At 60.8% G+C, this 17,802-nt stretch carries 16 protein-coding genes; 5 read left to right on the forward strand and 11 right to left on the reverse strand.

Annotated elements, in window-relative coordinates; genetic code table 11:
* From HKK53_RS20295 to HKK53_RS20325, 7 genes are all read right to left on the reverse strand, one after another.
* Positions 1 to 804, reverse strand: coding sequence for an ABC transporter ATP-binding protein (locus HKK53_RS20295; RefSeq protein WP_054048044.1), 804 nt, complete (start codon positions 802 to 804; stop codon positions 1 to 3).
* Positions 801 to 1,949 carry an ABC transporter permease gene (locus HKK53_RS20300; RefSeq protein ID WP_169372303.1) on the reverse strand — a complete coding sequence of 383 codons (1,149 nt, stop codon included), beginning with the start codon at positions 1,947 to 1,949 and terminating at the stop codon, positions 801 to 803. The genes HKK53_RS20295 and HKK53_RS20300 overlap by 4 nt, the downstream gene beginning before the upstream one ends.
* 54 nt (positions 1,950 to 2,003) lie before the next feature.
* Positions 2,004 to 3,032, reverse strand: coding sequence for a DUF5924 family protein (locus tag HKK53_RS20305; RefSeq protein WP_169372304.1), 1,029 nt, complete (start codon positions 3,030 to 3,032; stop codon positions 2,004 to 2,006).
* A 312-nt stretch (positions 3,033 to 3,344) separates the two neighbouring features.
* Positions 3,345 to 4,733 carry a M16 family metallopeptidase gene (locus HKK53_RS20310; RefSeq protein ID WP_169372305.1) on the reverse strand — a complete coding sequence of 463 codons (1,389 nt, stop codon included), beginning with the start codon at positions 4,731 to 4,733 and terminating at the stop codon, positions 3,345 to 3,347.
* Between the two features lie 52 nt (positions 4,734 to 4,785).
* Positions 4,786 to 6,444 carry a Na/Pi cotransporter family protein gene (locus tag HKK53_RS20315; protein ID WP_169372306.1) on the reverse strand — a complete coding sequence of 553 codons (1,659 nt, stop codon included), beginning with the start codon at positions 6,442 to 6,444 and terminating at the stop codon, positions 4,786 to 4,788.
* Between the two features lie 214 nt (positions 6,445 to 6,658).
* Positions 6,659 to 7,426, reverse strand: a complete 768-nt coding sequence (locus HKK53_RS20320) for a TerC family protein (protein ID WP_169372307.1) — start codon at positions 7,424 to 7,426, stop codon at positions 6,659 to 6,661.
* Positions 7,427 to 7,511: 85 nt separating this feature from the next.
* Entirely contained in the window at positions 7,512 to 8,819 is a 1,308-nt protein-coding gene (locus HKK53_RS20325; protein WP_149659308.1) for a CitMHS family transporter, read from the reverse strand.
* A 320-nt stretch (positions 8,820 to 9,139) separates the two neighbouring features.
* Between HKK53_RS20325 and HKK53_RS20330 the strand changes: the two genes are divergently transcribed.
* Positions 9,140 to 9,541, forward strand: coding sequence for a GFA family protein (locus HKK53_RS20330; RefSeq protein WP_169372308.1), 402 nt, complete (start codon positions 9,140 to 9,142; stop codon positions 9,539 to 9,541).
* Here HKK53_RS20330 and HKK53_RS20335 read toward each other — a convergent pair whose 3' ends face one another.
* Positions 9,542 to 9,868 carry a DOPA 4,5-dioxygenase family protein gene (locus HKK53_RS20335; RefSeq protein ID WP_169372309.1) on the reverse strand — a complete coding sequence of 109 codons (327 nt, stop codon included), beginning with the start codon at positions 9,866 to 9,868 and terminating at the stop codon, positions 9,542 to 9,544. It abuts the gene before it with no gap.
* 85 nt (positions 9,869 to 9,953) lie between these two features.
* Here HKK53_RS20335 and HKK53_RS20340 point away from each other — a divergent pair, with 85 nt between their 5' ends.
* The gene (locus HKK53_RS20340) at positions 9,954 to 10,625 is read left to right on the forward strand and encodes an NAD(P)-dependent oxidoreductase (protein WP_169372310.1); all 672 of its coding nucleotides are present in this window, start codon (positions 9,954 to 9,956) and stop codon (positions 10,623 to 10,625) included.
* Here the strand turns inward: HKK53_RS20340 and HKK53_RS20345 are convergent.
* The gene (locus HKK53_RS20345; protein ID WP_169372311.1) at positions 10,612 to 11,562 is read right to left on the reverse strand and encodes a choline sulfate utilization transcriptional regulator; all 951 of its coding nucleotides are present in this window, start codon (positions 11,560 to 11,562) and stop codon (positions 10,612 to 10,614) included. The genes HKK53_RS20340 and HKK53_RS20345 overlap by 14 nt on opposite strands.
* A gap of 114 nt (positions 11,563 to 11,676) precedes the next feature.
* Here HKK53_RS20345 and betC point away from each other — a divergent pair, with 114 nt between their 5' ends.
* The 3 genes from betC to HKK53_RS20360 all read left to right on the forward strand — a co-directional run bounded on the left by betC (position 11,677) and on the right by HKK53_RS20360 (position 15,862).
* Complete coding sequence (gene betC, locus HKK53_RS20350) at positions 11,677 to 13,191, forward strand: choline-sulfatase (protein WP_169372312.1); 1,515 nt, start codon at positions 11,677 to 11,679, stop codon at positions 13,189 to 13,191.
* A 16-nt stretch (positions 13,192 to 13,207) separates the two neighbouring features.
* Positions 13,208 to 14,125: a choline ABC transporter substrate-binding protein gene (gene choX, locus HKK53_RS20355; RefSeq protein WP_169372313.1), complete on the forward strand. Its 918-nt coding sequence runs from the start codon at positions 13,208 to 13,210 to the stop codon at positions 14,123 to 14,125.
* 168 nt (positions 14,126 to 14,293) lie between these two features.
* Entirely contained in the window at positions 14,294 to 15,862 is a 1,569-nt protein-coding gene (locus tag HKK53_RS20360; protein ID WP_169372314.1) for a SulP family inorganic anion transporter, read from the forward strand.
* Positions 15,863 to 15,892: 30 nt separating this feature from the next.
* On the opposite strand, the gene aroE is transcribed toward HKK53_RS20360, so the two are convergent.
* Positions 15,893 to 16,714 carry a shikimate dehydrogenase gene (gene aroE / locus HKK53_RS20365; RefSeq protein ID WP_169372315.1) on the reverse strand — a complete coding sequence of 274 codons (822 nt, stop codon included), beginning with the start codon at positions 16,712 to 16,714 and terminating at the stop codon, positions 15,893 to 15,895.
* Positions 16,714 to 17,643, reverse strand: coding sequence for an oxygen-dependent coproporphyrinogen oxidase (gene hemF, locus HKK53_RS20370; RefSeq protein ID WP_169372316.1), 930 nt, complete (start codon positions 17,641 to 17,643; stop codon positions 16,714 to 16,716). Before hemF ends, aroE begins: the two co-directional genes overlap by 1 nt.
* Between the last annotated feature and the right edge of the window lie 159 nt (positions 17,644 to 17,802).

Here is a 17,802-nt window from a genome sequence, read left to right on the forward strand (position 1 = left end):
TCAGACCTCGTTAAGCTGTTGAGCGGCTGTCAGCGCCGCGCGGCCGCGTGGGCCATGGAAGTATTCGTGAATCCACGGGTCGTCGGTTTCCGAGACCTTGTCGATGGCGTCCGCCACCAGCACTTTCTTCTGCGCCAGCACCGCCACCCGGTCGGTGATGGTGTAAAGCGTATCCAAGTCGTGGGTCACCAGAAACACGCTCAGGCCCAGGGCATCGCGCAGGGTCAGGATCAGTTGATCGAAAGCCGCGGCGCCAATCGGATCGAGGCCGGCGGTGGGTTCGTCGAGAAACAGGATGTCCGGGTCCAGCGCCAAGGCCCGGGCCAGCGCCGCGCGCTTGATCATGCCGCCGGACAGGGACGCCGGGTACTTGTCCGCCGCCGACAGCGGCAACCCGGCCAACGCCAGTTTCACTGCAGCCAGGTGCTCGGCGTCGGCGCGACTGAGGCCGGCGTGTTCGATCAGGGGCAGGGCGACGTTCTCGGTCACGGTTAGCGACGAGAACAGCGCGCCTTTCTGGAACAGCACGCCGAAGCGCCGTTCAACCATCGAGCGTTCGTGTTCGGACAGCGTCGGCAGATTCTTGCCAAACACTTTCACCACCCCTTCGCTGGGCTGGCGCAAGCCAACGATGCTGCGCAGCAACACTGACTTGCCGCTGCCGGAGCCACCGACCACTGCGAGGATTTCGCCCTTGTACAAATCGAGGTCGAGGTTCTCATGCACGCTCTGGCTGCCGAAGCGATTGCACAGCCCGCGCACTTCAATCACCGCCTCGGAGGGCGCTCGGGGTAGACGACTCACCAGCCCATCTCCATGAAAAACAACGCGGCCACGGCATCAAGCACGATCACCACGAAAATCGACTGGACCACGCTGGACGTGGTGTGGGCGCCGACGGATTCAGCGCTGCCGCTGACCTTGAAGCCTTCCAGGCAGCCGATGGCGGCAATCAGGAAGGCGAAGATCGGCGCTTTGACGATCCCCACTAGAAAATGTTGAACGCCGATATCGGTTTGCAGCAGCGAGAGGAACATCGCAGGGGAAATCCCCAGCGACACGGCGCAGACCACGCCGCCGCCGATAATCCCGGAAATCATCGCCAGAAAGGTCAGCATCGGCAGCGCCACCAGCAGCGCCAATACACGCGGCACCACCAGCAATTCCATCGGATCGAGGCCCAAGGTGCGGATCGCGTCGATTTCTTCGTTGGCCTTCATCGAGCCGATCTGCGCGGTAAACGCACTGGCGGTGCGGCCGGCCATCAGGATCGCGGTCAGCAACACGCCGAACTCGCGCAGGAACGAGAACGCCACCAGGTCGACAGTGAAAATACTCGCGCCGAAACTGGCCAGCACCGTCGCCCCGAGAAACGCCACCACCGCGCCCACCAGAAAGGTCAGCAGGGCGACGATGGGCGCCGCGTCGAGGCCGGTCTGTTCGATGTGCGCGACCATCGGCGTGATGCGCCAGCGCTTGGGCCGGAACAGCCCACGGGCGATGGTTTCGAGGATCAGGCCGACGAAGCCGAGCAGTTGCAGGGTGTCTTGCCAGACGGTGTCGACGGCGCGACCGATGCGGGTCAGCAGTTGAATGCCAGTGCTGGTTTCCTGTTCCTTGAGCGGTACGCAGAAATCGGTCAGCGAGCAGTAGACGGTGTGCAGCAACGCGCGATCGGCACTGGAGATTGTGCATTCGGGGTGTTCAGCCGATCGGCCCAGGCGCTCGGAGCCAAGCAACTCCACCAGCAGCGAGGCGCCGGCGGTGTCGAGCGCGCCGAGGCCGTTGAGGTCGATGTGAGTGCTGTCGTCGTACTGGCCGCGCAGCTTGTCGCCCAGGCGCTTGAGGTCAGCGTAATGGGCGAGCGTCCAGTCACCCGTGACCCGCAATTGTGCGGGGGTGTGGGAGGTGTCCAGTTGGGCACTGCCGGGCAATGTGCTGCTGGTCATAAGCTCCGTGCTTGTTCGGCTGTTACGCAGAACTACGTAATAGCACGAACCGGATTACTTTTCTTTGATCGGTGTGCTGTCCGTGACCACGAAGCGCAGGACGCCGATCACCTGGCCATCTTCGGTCAACACCCGGACCTGCCATTTACCCGCCGGGTTGCCGGGGAAGTTCTGCTTGTGGGTCCAGGCCCGGTAGCCTTCCTTGCGCCCGCCGTGAATATCCAGCGGGATACGGTCGACTTCTTTGCCGTTGAACTGCCACACGTGATAAATCCGCTCATCCAAGCCGCGCGGGGCGTTGATTGCGGTGTAGGCGTAGAGCCCGCCGCCGCGAATTTGCTCGGCACTGACCTCGTCCAGGCTTTCGCCGGGGGTGCGGTCCTGCATTTGCGTGCTGATGGCGACGTCGGTCATCCACAACGTGGCCGGCGGCACCCACGAACGCAGCACCCAACCGAGGGCGCCGATGCCCAGCGTGATGCTCAGGATCGCCAAGGCGTTACGCACGGTGCGAATCGGGAAGATCGACGCCAGGCTCGGGAACGACAGCACGACGGAGATGCCCAGGGCCAGCTTGAAGCTCTGGGACGTCGTCAGGTGCAGGATGACGGGCAGGGCGGTGAGCAGGGCGGCGAACAGCGTCAGGGTGTGCAGCGCCAGGAACGCCCAGCGCCGTGGGGCCAGCCATTTGTAGTAGAGCGGGTCGGTGATGGATATCAGCGCCGCGATACTCAGCAATCCGGTAAAGAACAGTTGGCCGCTGTTCCAGGTGGTGGTGATGAAGAAAAAGGGCAGGACGAAAAACAGGCTTTCCTGGTGAATCATCTGCGTGGCGTAACGCAGCAGCGGCTGGGGGATTTCGCGTTTGAAGACTTTGGCGAACAGCTTGGTGAGGCTGTTTTCCAGCATCAGCCAGATCCAGCTGATCAGCATGATGGTGGTGATCCAGGTCGCCAGGCCTTGTTGGCGATCCACCAGCATGAAACTGCCGACCCCGGAGATAAAACCACCGAGCGCAATGACCCCCGGATAGCGCTTCATCAATTCAAGACCGCGCTGGACGATAAGGGGCAGGGTAGGCATTCGGCGGTTCACACTAGTCGTAGGAAAAATCCTCGACAGGGTAACGCTGGCGAGTCGGTGTGGCGAGAGGCGACGTTAGCCCTCGTAGCAGCTGCTGCGTTCGGCTCGTAGCAGCTGCCGAGGCACGAGGCCGCGTTCGGCTTGTAGCAGCTGCCGAGGCACGAGGCTGCGTTCGGCTGCGAAGCAGTCGTGAAATCAGGCGGCGTGGTGTTTCTGGGAGACCGTGCGCTCAGGTTTGACGACTGCTTCGCAGCCGAACGCAGCCTCGTGCCTCGGCAGCTGCTACAAACCGTACCCGGGCTTCGGCAGCTGCTACTTGGGTCGCGGCACTCGGCGATAAGTGCGCAAACCCAGCACCCCAAGCACCAGCAACCCAAACACCGCACCCAACGCCCACAACAACTGATCATCACTGATCAACGGCTTCTCGATCCGCAAATACCCCGGTTGCAGCAGCAACTCGCGCATGGCTTTGTTCGCTTCTTCCAGCGTCACCCCTTGCAGTTCCTTGGCCGGGTTGGTGAAACGCCCATCCTCGTAATCCCCCAATGCGCTCCAGTAATAATCAGCCAGGGCGCTGTTGCCTTGCACGGCCCAGGACTGGCGAGCGATGGCGGCCTGCTTGAGGCGGTCGAAGGTCTCGGCATCGAGGCCGTTCTTGAGCAGCTCGGCCTTCATGTCCTCCAGCACTTGCTCGGCTTCGGCGACGTTTTCGCGTTCAAGGTCGGCATTCAGGCTCATGAAACCGACGCTGCCGAACAATTCGCGCTCGGCCCACGGGCCGTAGGACAAACCATGGGCCAGGCGCATCTGGCGATAGAGCGCCCAGTCCAGATAATCCTTGAGCAAGTCGAAGGTTTGATCGGGGATATCTTCCAGCACCGGTTCCGGCACCAGCCAATGCAACTTGGCGCCACCGCCAACAAAACCGTGAATCAGACTGCGCTCATGGGCGGCGCTGGTCTTGATGTCCGGCAACGGCAAATGCTCGGAAGGATCGACCGCCTCGAGCGGGCCCCAGGCCCGTTCCAGATAGGCCGGCAGCAACTTGTCGAGGTCGCCGACCACGATCAGTGTCATGTTATTGGGCGCGTACCAGGCTTTGCGCACCTTATCCAGTTGTTCGCGGGTCAGGTTATCGACTTCGGCCCGCTCGGGGCATTTGAGGCCCAGTTCCACGGCCAGTTGATTACTGGCGGTGTGGCCCAGGTCCTGACGATCCATCCAGCGCTGCAGGTGCGAATAATGGCCGCCGTCCTCGCGCTCGACCACTTGCTTGGCGGCGTTGATCGCGTTGTCGTCGAATCGGGTCTGGGTCAGCAGCGCCAGCAGCAGGTCGAGGACCTTGCGCTGGTTTTTCGCCGGAGCTTCGATGACGAAGGTGGTGTCGGCGTTACTGGTGAAGGCGTTCCACTCACCGCCCAAGGCCTGCATGCGCTCCTCGAGACCACCTTCGCCGCTGGCGTCGATGCCGCTGAACAGCAAGTGTTCGAGCAGGTGCGGCAGTTCCTTGTCATCGCAGTTGAAGTCATCGATGCCGACCCCGACCACCAGACGAATCGCTACATGCCCACGATCATTGCCAGGCTTTAGCAGCAATTGCAGACCATTGGGCAGCGCATAGCCTTCGACCTGGAAACGATCCAGGGCGAACGAGGGGAATGAACCGAACAACAGACAGGCGAACAACAGGCAACGCATAACAAGCTTCCAGGCTGAACCACTGTTACTGACTGACCACACCGCCAGACGTTCAAGGCGAATGTGTGATGTCAGCCAAATCGTCAGCCGCCAATGCTCCAGTGTCGGACGTTTCCAATACCGCGTAGGCGCTGCTGCAAAACAGCGAATTCAAACGTTTCATGTCGGCGATCAGCTCCAGGTGCAACGAACTGGTTTCGATACTTTGCACGATCTTACGTTGCAAACGGCTGACATGGGCATGGGCCAAGCGGCGTTCCTGTGCGCGGAAGCGACGTTTCTCACGCAGCAACTGGCGGGCGCTTTCCGGATCGCTGCTGAGGAACACCGACAGCCCCAGGCGCAAGTTGGAAATCAGCTGACTGTGCAGGCCAGCCAACTCTTCCAAGCCGACTTCGGAAAACGAGCGGCGTTGCGAAGTCTTCTGTTGCTGCACCTTGCGCAGCATGCGTTCGATCAGGTCGCTGGCGAGTTTGAGGTTGATCGCCAGTTCAATGATTTCCGCCCAGCGCCGGCTGTCCTGATCACTGAGGTCTTCCCGGGGCATCTGCGCCAGGTAGAGTTTGATCGCGCTGTAGAGCGCTTCGACATCGTCGGTCAGCCGGCGCATTTCCTGGGTGACCGCGGTTTGTTTGCCGCGCAGCACGTCGAGCATGGCTTCGAGCATGTTGTCGATCAGGTCGCCAATGCGCAGGGTTTCCCGGGCGGCGTTGGCCAGCGCCAGGCTCGGGGTGACCAGCGCAGTGGCATCAAGGTGGCGGGGTTTGGCCATGCCGTTGAGTTCCGGCCGCTCCGGCAACAGCCAGGCGCAGAGCTTGGCCATCGGTCCGACGCTGGGCAACAGGATCAGGCAACGCGTGGTGTTGTAGAGCAGATGGAAGCCGATGACCATTTCCTGCGAGCTGAAGTCCAGGCTGTCGATCCAGTGCACCAACGGGTCGAGTACCGGAATGATCAGCAACAGGCCAATCAGTTTGTACAGCAGGCTGCCCAGCGCCACCTGACGGCCGGCGGCGTTCTGCATGCTGGTGCTCATGAAGGCCAGCACGCCGCTGCCGATGTTGGCGCCGATCACCAGGCCAATGGCCACGGGCAAACTGATCACGCCGGCACCGGCCAGGGTTGCGGTCAACAGCACCGCCGCCAGGCTGGAGTAGGAAATCATCGCGAACAGCGCACCGACCAGGGCATCGAGCAAGATATCGCCGGTCAGGGAGGCGAAGATCACCTTCACCCCTTGCGCCTGGGTGATCGGTGCGGCGGCTTCGACGATCAGTTGCAGCGCGAGGATGATCAGCCCCAGGCCGATGGAGACCCGGCCCATTTGTCCAACGCGGGTCTGTTTGCGCGACAGGAAGAAAATCACCCCGAGGAAGATCAGCAGCGGCGACAGCCACGACAGGTCAAACGTCAGTACTCGCGCCATCAGCGCGGTACCGACGTCGGCCCCAAGCATGGTCGCCAGGGCCGGGGTCAGCGCCATCAGGCCCTGGCCGACGAAGGAAGTGACGAGCATCGCCGTGGCGTTGCTGCTCTGGACCATGGCGGTCACGACAATGCCGGCAATGAACGCCAGCCCGCGTTTGGACATGTTCTGGCCAATCACATGGCGCAGATTGGAACCGTAGACCCGCAGGATGCCGGTTCGGACGATGTGCGTGCCCCAGATCAGCAAGGTCACGGCAGAAAGCAAATTGAGCAGGGTCAGCATGCTGGGCCCCCTGTGGTGGTAGCGTCCCAAAGGGACAAGTTGACGGTGCCGCGCGACGTTCTACGTTCTGTACTTAAGCTGTAGTTGGCTAACGGTCTGGGCGCCAGCATCGCATAGCTAAAGAAGTGATTGAAACAAAACTGTCATAAAAACAGCTTGATGCGGAGATGAAAAAGGGGCCCGAAGGCCCCTTTCGGGTTGCGCGGTATTCGGGTTATTGACCCGGAATGTCCTTGCGCAGTTTCACTGGGTCCTGCTGTTTCTTCTTTTTCGCAATTGCGGTGCGCATCTTGATGTTGATCGCTTCCACGGCCAGCGAGAACGCCATGGCGAAGTAGACGTAGCCTTTTGGTACGTGGACGTCGAAGGACTCGGCAATCAGCACGGTACCGACGATCAACAGGAACGACAGCGCCAGCATTTTCAGCGACGGGTGCTTGTCGATGAACTCGCTGATGTTGCCCGAAGCCCACATCATCACCAGTACGGCGACGATGATCGCCGCGACCATGACCGGAACGTGGGAGACCATGCCGACGGCGGTGATCACCGAATCCAGGGAGAACACGATGTCGATGATCGCGATCTGGATGATGGTGTAGAGGAAGTTGCCGCCCTTGCCGCCCGGCTCTTCGTTGGTTTCGTCTTCGCCTTCCAGCGCGTGGTACATCTCTTGCGAGCTCTTCCACAGCAGGAACAGACCACCGAAGAACAGAATCAGGTCACGCCCGGAAATGCCCTGGCCGAACACTTCGAACAGGTCGGCGGTAAGGCGCATGACCCAGGTGATCGACAGCAGCAACAGGATCCGCGTGACCATGGCCAGGGCCAGGCCGAAAATCCGGGTGCGCTTTTGCATGTGCTTGGGCATGCGGCTGACCAGGATCGAAATCATGATGATGTTGTCGATGCCCAGGACGATCTCCAGGGCAGTCAGGGTGAAGAAGGCAACCCAGATTTCAGGGTTGGTCAGCCATTCCATATGTAATCCTTTGAGCGAGTGTTAAACACCGAAGAGTCCGGGCTTCAACCCGCGAAGCGCGGCCCCGTCGGCGTGAGTCTTTGGTTTATAGAGTGCTGAAAACCGGAAAAATCCCCATCAGCAACGCTGCAACCAATATGCAGAGACACACCAGCACGGCCCATTTCAGGGTGAAGCGCTGGTGGTCACCGAATTCAATACCGGCCAGGGCCACCAACAGATAAGTCGATGGAACCAGCGGGCTAAGCAGGTGGACGGGCTGGCCGACAATCGAGGCACGTGCCATTTCCACTGCAGTGATGCCGTAATGACTGGCGGCTTCGGCCAGCACCGGTAACACGCCGTAATAAAATGCATCGTTGGACATGAAGAAGGTGAACGGCATGCTCACCAGCGCCGTGATCACCGCCAGGTACGGGCCGAGGAAATCCGGGATCACCGCCAACAGGCTTTTCGACATGGCATCAACCATGCCCGTGCCCGACAGAATACCGGTGAAGATACCCGCCGCGAAGATCAAACCGACCACTGCCAGCACGCTACCGGCGTGGGCCGCGACACGGTCCTTCTGCTGTTGCAGGCAAGGGTAGTTGACGATCATCGCGATACTGAAAGCCACCATGAACAGCACCGGCAGCGGTAACAGGCCGGCGATCAGGGTGCCCATCAGGGCAAGAGTCAGGGCGCCGTTGAACCAGATCAGTTTCGGACGACGGGCATCCGGGAACTGCGAAACGCTGATTTCGCTGTGGTCCACCTCGTCGCCCGCCAGGTGCAATTCACCCAGACGCGCGCGCTCACGTTTACCGTAGAAGTAGGCAATCGCCAGGATCGCCACCACACCAGCCAGCATCGCCGGAATCATCGGCACGAAAATGTCCGACGGATCGACGTGCAGCGCACTCGCCGCACGAGCGGTCGGGCCGCCCCATGGCGTCATGTTCATCACGCCGCCGGCGAGGATGATCAGGCCGGCCATGATTCGCGGGCTCATGCCGATGCGGCTGTAGAGCGGCAGCATGGCGGCCACGCAAATCATATAAGTGGTCGCGCCGTCACCATCGAGGGAAACAACGAGCGCCAGAACGGCGGTACCGACCGAAACTTTCAACGGGTCGCCCTTGACCAGTTTGAGGATCTTGCGCACGGCCGGGTCAAACAGGCCGGAGTCGATCATCAGGGCGAAATACAGAATCGCGAACATCAACATCACGCCGGTCGGCGCAAGCTTAGTGATGCCTTCGAGCATCATCGGGCCGATCTTCGGCGCAAAACCGCCGAACAGGGCAAAGACGATTGGAATAATGATCAGGGCGATCAGCGCGGACAGGCGCTTGGTCATGATCAGGAACATGAACGTGATGACCATGGCAAAGCCAAGGAAAGTCAGCATGGGAATACTCCAGGCGTAGCGCGGCTAGGGAATGGGCGAACCGGGGGGGTCAGCGCAGAACGGGAAGCACGAGGCGTACGGGGGGAGTTGCGGCAAAGCGGCGGGTAGCGGAAGACATCAGAATCACCATTGTTGTTGTTAATTGGGCCATGCGAGCGATAAAACACAGGCAGTGGCCAACCGGTCTGTTGCCGGTAGTGGGGGCGATCCTAATGGGCAAAGCTTTCAGCCAGCTTTCGCCGCTGAAAGCATTGACCGGATGTGCAACCGGTCGTCGGACGGGCTCAACGTCCCGAAACACGGGGCAGGAGGCAAAATACATGGGCAAGATTCATACGGGCGGCTGCCATTGCGGGCATCTGCGCTATCAATTCAGCGGGCCGTTGCACGACATCGCCCACTGTCATTGCTCGATTTGCCGCCGGGTCAGCGGCGGGATCGTGACCACTTGGATCACCGTGCCCAGCGCCACGTTTAAATGGCTGGCGGGGCAACCGGCGCAGTACAACTCTTCCGAAAGCTGCGTGCGATATTTCTGCCCGACCTGTGGGGCGCAGATTGCCCTGATCACGCAGCTCAGCCCCGAGAGCATCGACCTGACCATCGCCACCCTCGATCACCCGGAGCAGGCCCCGGCCGACCGGCACATCTGGACCGACAGTCGCTTGCCCTGGCTGCACCTGGATGAACACCTGCCCAGTGAAGCCGAGGAAAAGATCTGATCAGAAAATAGACAGGTTCAACGGCCGGATCGCGCCCATCCACACCGCGTGTTCGGTGTGGTCGAGCAGGTCATCGCCGGTGTCCGGGTGCAGGAACACCACCAACCCCTTGCGGTTGAGCGCCAGCCACGGCAACACCTCGCCGATCAGTTCCGGCCCGAACGCCAACTGGCAGCTCCAGTCCGGGTGCGGACCGACCGGGCGTTCGTGCACGCGGCCCATTTTCAACGGGAACACCTTTGCGGCCTGCTCACACAAGGCCCGGGCCTGGTCGATGGTGCTGGCGTCGAAATAGACGTGAGCGTGGTAGCCGCTGATCTGCTGCATCTGAACCTCTCGAAAAAACCCGGTAGAACCCTCACCGCTTCCTACGGGTCACACGCCATATAGGTAGGAAACAAGGAACTCAGCCATGAAAAATGCCGAAACCCCGGTGGTGAAAGTGGTGCTCTATGGTGCCATGAGTAGCCTGGGCAGTGCGCTGATGGCTGAAATGCTGCGGCGCCAGCATGAAGTGATCGCGATTCTCGATGACCTGACGGCACTGGCGCCGCGGCCTGGCCTGCGCACCAAGAACGGCGATCTGTTCGACGCTGAACGGGTCAAGCAAAGCGTAGCCGGGTGTTCGGTGGTGATCTGTCTGCTGGACGCGCCAGGGCTGCCGATCAACAGCGAGCATGTGGAAAAAACCATCGTGCCCGGGCCAGTCGAGCAAGTGCTGGCGGTGGATGCGTTGATCGACGGGATGCAAGCCGCCGGCATTGGCCGGCTTTTTGTGGTGGGGGATTTTGCCGAACTCGACGAACCGGAAGTCGAGGACGACCTGCAACACCATGCCGCCGAAGAAATCCTCGAAGCCCTGCAAAGCAGCGGCCTGCACTGGACGTTGGTGGACGCACCGCGCGGGGTGGCCGGGCTGACCATCGAGCATTTCAGCCAGATCAGCAGCAGCCTGGAGCCGGGGTTGGCCGAACCGCTTGAGCGGTTGAATCGGGTGGCCGTCGGTATAGCCGATGAGATGCGGTTGAATCTGCATCTCGGGGAACATGTGAGTTTTGTGGCAGCAGGCCCTACACCGCAATAGACGGCAGGGCCAGGCCCGTCAGCGATTGCGCACTGCTGGCCTGTTCCGCCATCAACCAATCCACAAACTGTTTAATCAACACGCCACGGCGTTTGCGTTGGGGCAGCACAACGTAATAACCCAACCTGGAAATCACCGTGTCGGCAATCGGCCGGCACAACAACCCTTGGGCCAATAAGTTATCCACAAGGTGGCGCCAGCCGATGGCGACGCCTTGACCACCAATCGCAGCCTGGATCAACAAGGTGTAATTGTCGAAACGCAGTTGCCCCGGCGCTGGCGCCGACGTTATCCCCAATTCACGAAACACGCCGCTCCAGTCGAACCAGTTGCTGCTGTTTTCACCGCGCAGGTGCAGTAGCGGCAAATCCAGCAGCGACTGGACCGGCAAGGGCAGGGCGCGCTCCTTCAACAACAACGGACTGCACACCGGAAACACCTCTTCGCTAAACAGCCAATGGCTTTCGCCCTGTTTAAAACGCCCGTCGCCAAACAGCACCGCCACATCAATATCGGTGCGCAACATGTTGTGATTGCGTTCGCTGGTCACCAGACTGACATCCACCTGCGGATTGGCTTCGTGAAAGCGGTGCAGGCGCGGCATCAACCAATAGGCGGCGAAGGCGAAGTCAGTGGCGACCTGCAACACCTCATGGGACTGCTGTGCGCTGATCGCGGTCAATCCTGCGTCGATATTCTGCAAACCGAGCTGAACCTGCTCGAAAAGGATCATGCCGGTCTCGGTCAATTCAATGCCGCGATAGATACGGTCGAACAGCCGGGTGCCGAGCTGTTCCTCCAACCGTTTGATCTGCTGACTGATCGCCGGCTGCGTGGTGCCGAGCTCCACCGCTGCGGCGGTGAAGCTGTGCTGACGGGCCGCCGATTCGAAGGCACGCAGCAGGTCCAGAGACAAATCACCAAGGGCGTCATACATAAGCTGTGCTTATCCTAGTCATTGCCTTGCATGGGCTTTACCACAAACTGCATGGACTTCATGCTCGATCGCAGCACTCTCGCATAAATATTCACTATGGAATGCCGCGATCACATGAAGCGCAAGAATATTCTTTTCATCATGGCCGATCAGATGGCCGCGCCAATGTTGCCGTTCTACGGTCCTTCGCCAATCAAACTCCCGAATCTCAGCCGCCTCGCCGCCGAAGGCGTGGTGTTCGACGCCGCATATTGCAACAGCCCGTTGTGCGCGCCGTCGCGGTTTACCCTGGTCAGCGGGCAGTTACCGAGCAAGATCGGCGCCTACGACAACGCGGCCGATTTCCCCGCCGATGTTCCGACATACGCCCACTACCTGCGGCGCCTCGGTTACCGCACGGCGCTGTCGGGCAAGATGCACTTTTGCGGCCCGGATCAGCTCCACGGCTATGAAGAACGCCTGACCAGTGACATTTACCCGGCCGACTATGGCTGGTCGGTGAACTGGGACGAACCGGACGTGCGGCCGACCTGGTATCACAACATGTCGTCGGTGCTGCAAGCCGGGCCGTGTGTGCGCACCAATCAGCTGGATTTCGACGAAGAGGTGGTGTTCAAGGCCCAGCAGTACTTGTTCGACCACATCCGCGAGGACGGCGACCAGCCTTTCTGCCTGACCGTGTCGATGACGCACCCACACGACCCGTACACCATTCCCAAGGCGTTTTGGGATATGTACGACGACGCAGATATCCCGTTGCCTACAACGCCGGCCCAGGCTGCACTCGACCCGCATTCCCAGCGTTTGCTCAAGGTCTACGACCTGTGGGACAAGCCACTGCCTGTGGATAAGATTCGCGACGCACGCCGGGCGTACTTCGGAGCGTGCAGCTATATCGACAGCAACGTCGGCAAACTTCTGCAAACCCTCGAAGAAACGGGCTTGATCGACGACACGATCATCGTTTTCTCCGGGGATCATGGCGACATGCTCGGCGAACGAGGCCTCTGGTACAAAATGCATTGGTTCGAGATGGCTGCTCGCGTGCCCCTGTTGATCAGTGCGCCGGGGCAGTTCGGGGCAGGTCGGGTCAGCGCGGCGGTTTCCACGGCGGATCTGCTGCCAACCTTCGTCGAATTGGCTGGCGGAACGCTGGAAGCCAATCTGCCGCTGGACGGCCGCTCGCTGGTTTCGCACCTGCAAGGGCAGGGTGGTCACGACGAAGTGTTCGGCGAATACATGGCCGAAGGCACCATCAGCCCACTGATGATGATCCGCCGTGGCGCCTACAAATTCATCTACAGCGAAGACGACCCTTGTCTACTCTTCGACGTACACAACGACCCGCGTGAGCAGGAAGAACTCAGCCAATCGCCGCAACATCGCCAGCTGTTCGACGATTTTCTCGCCGAAGCCCGGGCCAAATGGAATATTCCGGCGATCCACCAACAGGTGCTCGATAGCCAACGGCGCCGGCGTTTCGTCGCCGAGGCCCTGACCATCGGCAAGCTGAAGAGCTGGGATCACCAGCCGCTGGTGGACGCCAGTCAGCAGTACATGCGCAACCACATCGACCTTGATGATCTGGAGCGCAAAGCACGTTATCCACAACCCTGCCAAAACCAATAATGTGAAGGGGAAGTCCATGCAAAGGTTATCCACAGTACTGACGGTCGGGCTGCTGGCTCTGGGCAGTGCGTCGGTTTATGCCGATCAATGCGAGACGGTGAAAATGGCCGATCCTGGCTGGAGCGACATCGCCGCAACCAACGCCATCACCGGGTTTCTGCTGGACGGCATGGGCTACAAGGCCAAGGTCGACACCCTCGCGGTGCCGATTACCTTTGGCGGGTTGAAGGATGGGCAGGTCGATGTGTTCCTGGGTAACTGGATGCCGGCGCAGCAAGGCTTCTACGACAAGTTCGTGGCCACCGGGGATGTCACGCAACTGGCGAAAAACCTCGATGGCACCGAATTCACGCTGGCGGTCCCGGATTATGTGTGGGACGCGGGTGTGCATAACTTTGCCGACCTGAACAAATACGCCGACAAGTTCGACAAGAAGATTTACGGCATCGGCTCTGGCGCGCCGGCGAACATTTCGCTGCAGGACATCATCAAGAAGAACGATTTCGAACTGGGCCAGTGGAAGCTGATCGAGTCCAGCGAGCAGGCGATGCTGGCCGAAGTGTCCCGCGCGGTGAAGAAACAGAAGTTCGTGACCTTCCTTGGCTGGACCCCGCACCCGATGAACGTGCAGCTGAAAATGCATTACCTGAAGGGCGGCGAGAAGTACTTCGGTGACACCGGCGCGGTTTATACACTGACCCGCAAAGGTTATGCACAGGCCTGCCCGAACGTGGGCAAGCTGCTGACCAACCTGAGTTTCACCCAGGAAATGGAGAACAGCATCATGGCCGAGGTGGTGAACAAGAAGGTCAGCAATGCCGAGGCTGCGAAGGCGTGGATCAAGGCCAACCCGGCGGTGCTGGATAAATGGCTGGATGGGGTGAAGACCGTGGATGGCAAGGATGCGTTGGGGGCGGTGAAGGCCAAGCTTTAACTCTCAACGCTGATCGTTCCCACGCTCCGCGTGGGAATGCATCCCGTGACGCTCCGCGTCACTTCCCGAAGCGGACGCGGAGCGTCCATGGCGGCATTCCCACGCGGAGCGTGGGAACGATCAGTCTCGTCCTGCTACCCTTGCGCAAACTCCCACCTGAGAGGACCCATGGCCTTCCCCAGCCGCCATTCACTCTTCCCGTTTCTCAGCTGGCTGCCCCGGCAGACCCGCGCCAGCGTCGGTCGCGACCTGATCGTCGGCCTCAGCGGTGCAATTCTCGCGCTGCCGCAATCCATTGCCTACGCGCTGATCGCCGGTCTCCCACCGGAATACGGTTTGTATGCCGCCATCATCCCGGTGCTGATCGCCTGCCTTTGGGGTTCGTCGTGGCATTTGATCTGCGGTCCTACGGCGGCCATTTCCATCGTCCTGTACGCCAGCGTCAGTCCTCTGGCCGTGCCTGCATCCCAGGACTACATCACCCTGATCCTGTTGCTGACACTGCTGGCCGGCATTTTCCAGTGGTTGCTGGGCATGCTGCGCTTCGGCGCGCTGGTGAATTTCGTCTCGCACTCGGTAGTGCTGGGGTTCACCCTCGGCGCGGCAGTGGTGATCGCCATCGGGCAGATGCCCAACCTGCTGGGATTGGACTTGCCCAACCAGGCCACGGCGCTCAACAGCCTGGTGACGTTGCTCTCTCATCTCGGGGCTGTGGATAAACCTTCGCTGGTGCTGGGCCTGGCCACGGTGGTGGTCGGTATCGTCTTGAAGCAGCTCTTGCCGCGCTGGCCGACGTTGTTGATCGCCCTGGTCTTGAGCGGTTTGCTGGTGTGGCTGTGGCCGTCGATGTTCGGCCATGTGAAATTGGTCAGCGCGTTTTTCGGACGATTACCGCCCTTCAGCGCGCTGCCGCTGGACCTCGAACTGATCCTGCGTCTGCTGCCGAGTGCCGTAGCAGTCGGAATGCTCGGGTTGGTGACGAGTCTGTCGATCGCCCGCTCGCTGTCGGCCCGCTCACAGCAATTGCTCGACGCCAACCAGGAAGTCCGCGCACAGGGTTTATCGAATATCGTCGGTGCGTTTTTTTCCGGGTCGCTGTCGGCCGGCTCGTTCACTCGCTCGGGTCTAAGCTATGAAGCGGGCGCCTGCTCGCCGCTGGCCGGGGTGTTTTCGGCGTTGTGGGTGGCGCTGTTCGCCATTTTCGGCGCCGGGTTGATCGCGCACATTCCGATCCCGGCCATGGCCGGCAGCATTCTGCTGATCGCTTGGGGGCTGGTGGACCATCGCGGCATTCGCGCATTGCTGCGGGTCAGTCGTGCCGAATTCGTGGTCATGGCCCTGACCTGTGTCGCGACGTTGCTGCTGGAATTGCAGACGGCGATTTACGCAGGGGTGCTGGCGTCGCTGTTCTTCTACCTCAAGCGCACCTCGCAGCCGCGAGTGCAGCACTGGCGCGACGGCGATGAAGACATTCTGCGGGTCGGCGGGTCGATCTTCTTTGGCGCCAGCCATTACCTGCAAGTGCGCCTGCAACGGATGCACGGTGCACGCGTGGTGATCGAGGCGCAGCACATCAACTTTATCGACTATTCGGGGGTGGAGATGCTGCATCAGGAAGCGCGGCGATTGCTCAAACAGGATCGCAGCCTGACATTGCGCGGAGCGCGGCCGCCAGTGGTGGAGGAGTTGCGGAAGCTGGAAGGGGCAGAGAAATGCCCGATCCGATTCGAAGATTGAAACGCAGACCTCGCTCCTACAAGAGCAGGATTATGCGACGAGTTGGCGGCGAAGCTCGGCCAACACCGGCGCCGTATCCGGCCGCACGCCGCGCCACAGGTAGAAGGCTTCCGCCGCCTGCTCGGCCAGCATCCCCAAGCCATCCATCGTCACCGCCGCGCCGTGTTCGCGGGCCCACCGGCAGAACGAAGTCGGCTCCTTGCCGTACATCATGTCGTAGCACAGCGTCCTGCCCGGCTCGATCAAACTTCCGGCAATCGGCGGTACATCGCCTGACAGGCTGGCGGACGTCGCATTGATGATCAGGTCCACCGGTTCCTGCAACCAGTCGAAACCACTGGCGGACACCGGCCCCAGGTCGGCAAACAGTTGCGCCAGCAACTCGGCTTTTTCCACGGTGCGGTTGGCGATGATCAGCGACGCCGGTTGCTCGGCCAATAACGGTTCCAGTGCGCCACGCACTGCACCGCCGGCACCCAGCAGCAGGATGCGTTTGCCCTTGAGGCTGAAACCGGCGTTGACCGTCAGGTCGCGCACCAGCCCAGCACCGTCGGTGTTGTCGCCCAACAATGTGCCGTCGGCCAGTTTACTCAAAGTGTTCACCGCACCGGCCCGTTGCGCGCGCTCGGTCAGGCTGTCGGCCAGACGAAAGGCGTCTTCCTTGAACGGCACCGTGACATTCGCCCCACGACCTTCAGCAAAAAATGCCCGGGCAAAGTCGGAAAAGTCGTCGAGGGGTGCCAGCGAGGTGCTGTAGTCCAATTGCTCACCGGTCTGCTCGGCAAACAGGCGATGGATCAGCGGCGACTTGCTGTGACCAATCGGGTTACCGAATACGACATAACGATCCATCAGGATTCCTCGTTCAGACCTTTGGCCAGCCAATCACGATCTTGCAGGAAATACTCGGTCAACCGCGCTTCTTCGCTGCCCGGCTCGGCCTTCCAGTCATAACCCCAGCGCACTTGCGGCGGCAGGGACATCAGGATCGACTCGGTACGCCCACCCGATTGCAGACCGAATAACGTGCCACGGTCGTAAACCAGGTTGAACTCGACATAACGGCCACGGCGGAATTCCTGGAATTCCCGCTGCTTCTCCGTGAACGCATCGTTCTTGCGCCGCTGCACGATCGGCAGGTACGCATCGATGAACGCATCGCCGATGGCGCGCATGAAGGCGAAACTGGTGTCGAAGTCCCACTCATTCAAGTCATCGAAAAACAGCCCGCCGATACCTCGTGGCTCATGGCGGTGCTTGATGTGGAAGTACGAGTCGCACCAGGCCTTGTAGCGCGGGTAAACGTCCGCCCCGAACGGCGCGCAGGCCTGTTCGGCGATACGGTGCCAGTGCACGCAGTCTTCTTCATTGCCGTAGTAAGGGGTCAGGTCGAAGCCGCCGCCGAACCACCAGACCGGCTCTTCACCTTCTTTTTCCGCGATGAAGAAACGCACGTTGGCGTGGGACGTCGGCACATACGGGTTATGCGGGTGAATCACCAGCGACACGCCCAACGCTTCGAAGCCGCGCCCGGCCAGTTCCGGCCGATGAGCGCTGGCGGACGGTGGGAGACCGCTGCCGAAGACGTGGGAAAAGTTGACGCCGCCCTTTTCGATCACCGCGCCGTTTTCGATCACACGGGTGCGACCGCCACCGCCGGCAGGGCGGGTCCAGGCGTCTTCGACGAAGCGCGTGCCGCCGTCCTCGGTTTCCAGGGCGGCGCAAATGCGGTCTTGCAGGTCGAGCAGGTAGGCTTTTACGGCCTCGGTGCGGGTCGTCATGTCATCACCTTGAATCGGGCAAAACTACGCGGCGCGCCACGGGAGCGGGGGCCGGCGCAAATGGGCGCGTAGCATAACATCGCAGATACACCTGCCGCAGTTGACGAAGATCAAGCATAGGAGTCCGATAGGGAGCTTCGTAATGCGACCTAAGGAGAG

It is taken from the genome of Pseudomonas sp. ADAK7, assembly GCF_012935675.1.
Lineage (GTDB): Bacteria > Pseudomonadota > Gammaproteobacteria > Pseudomonadales > Pseudomonadaceae > Aquipseudomonas.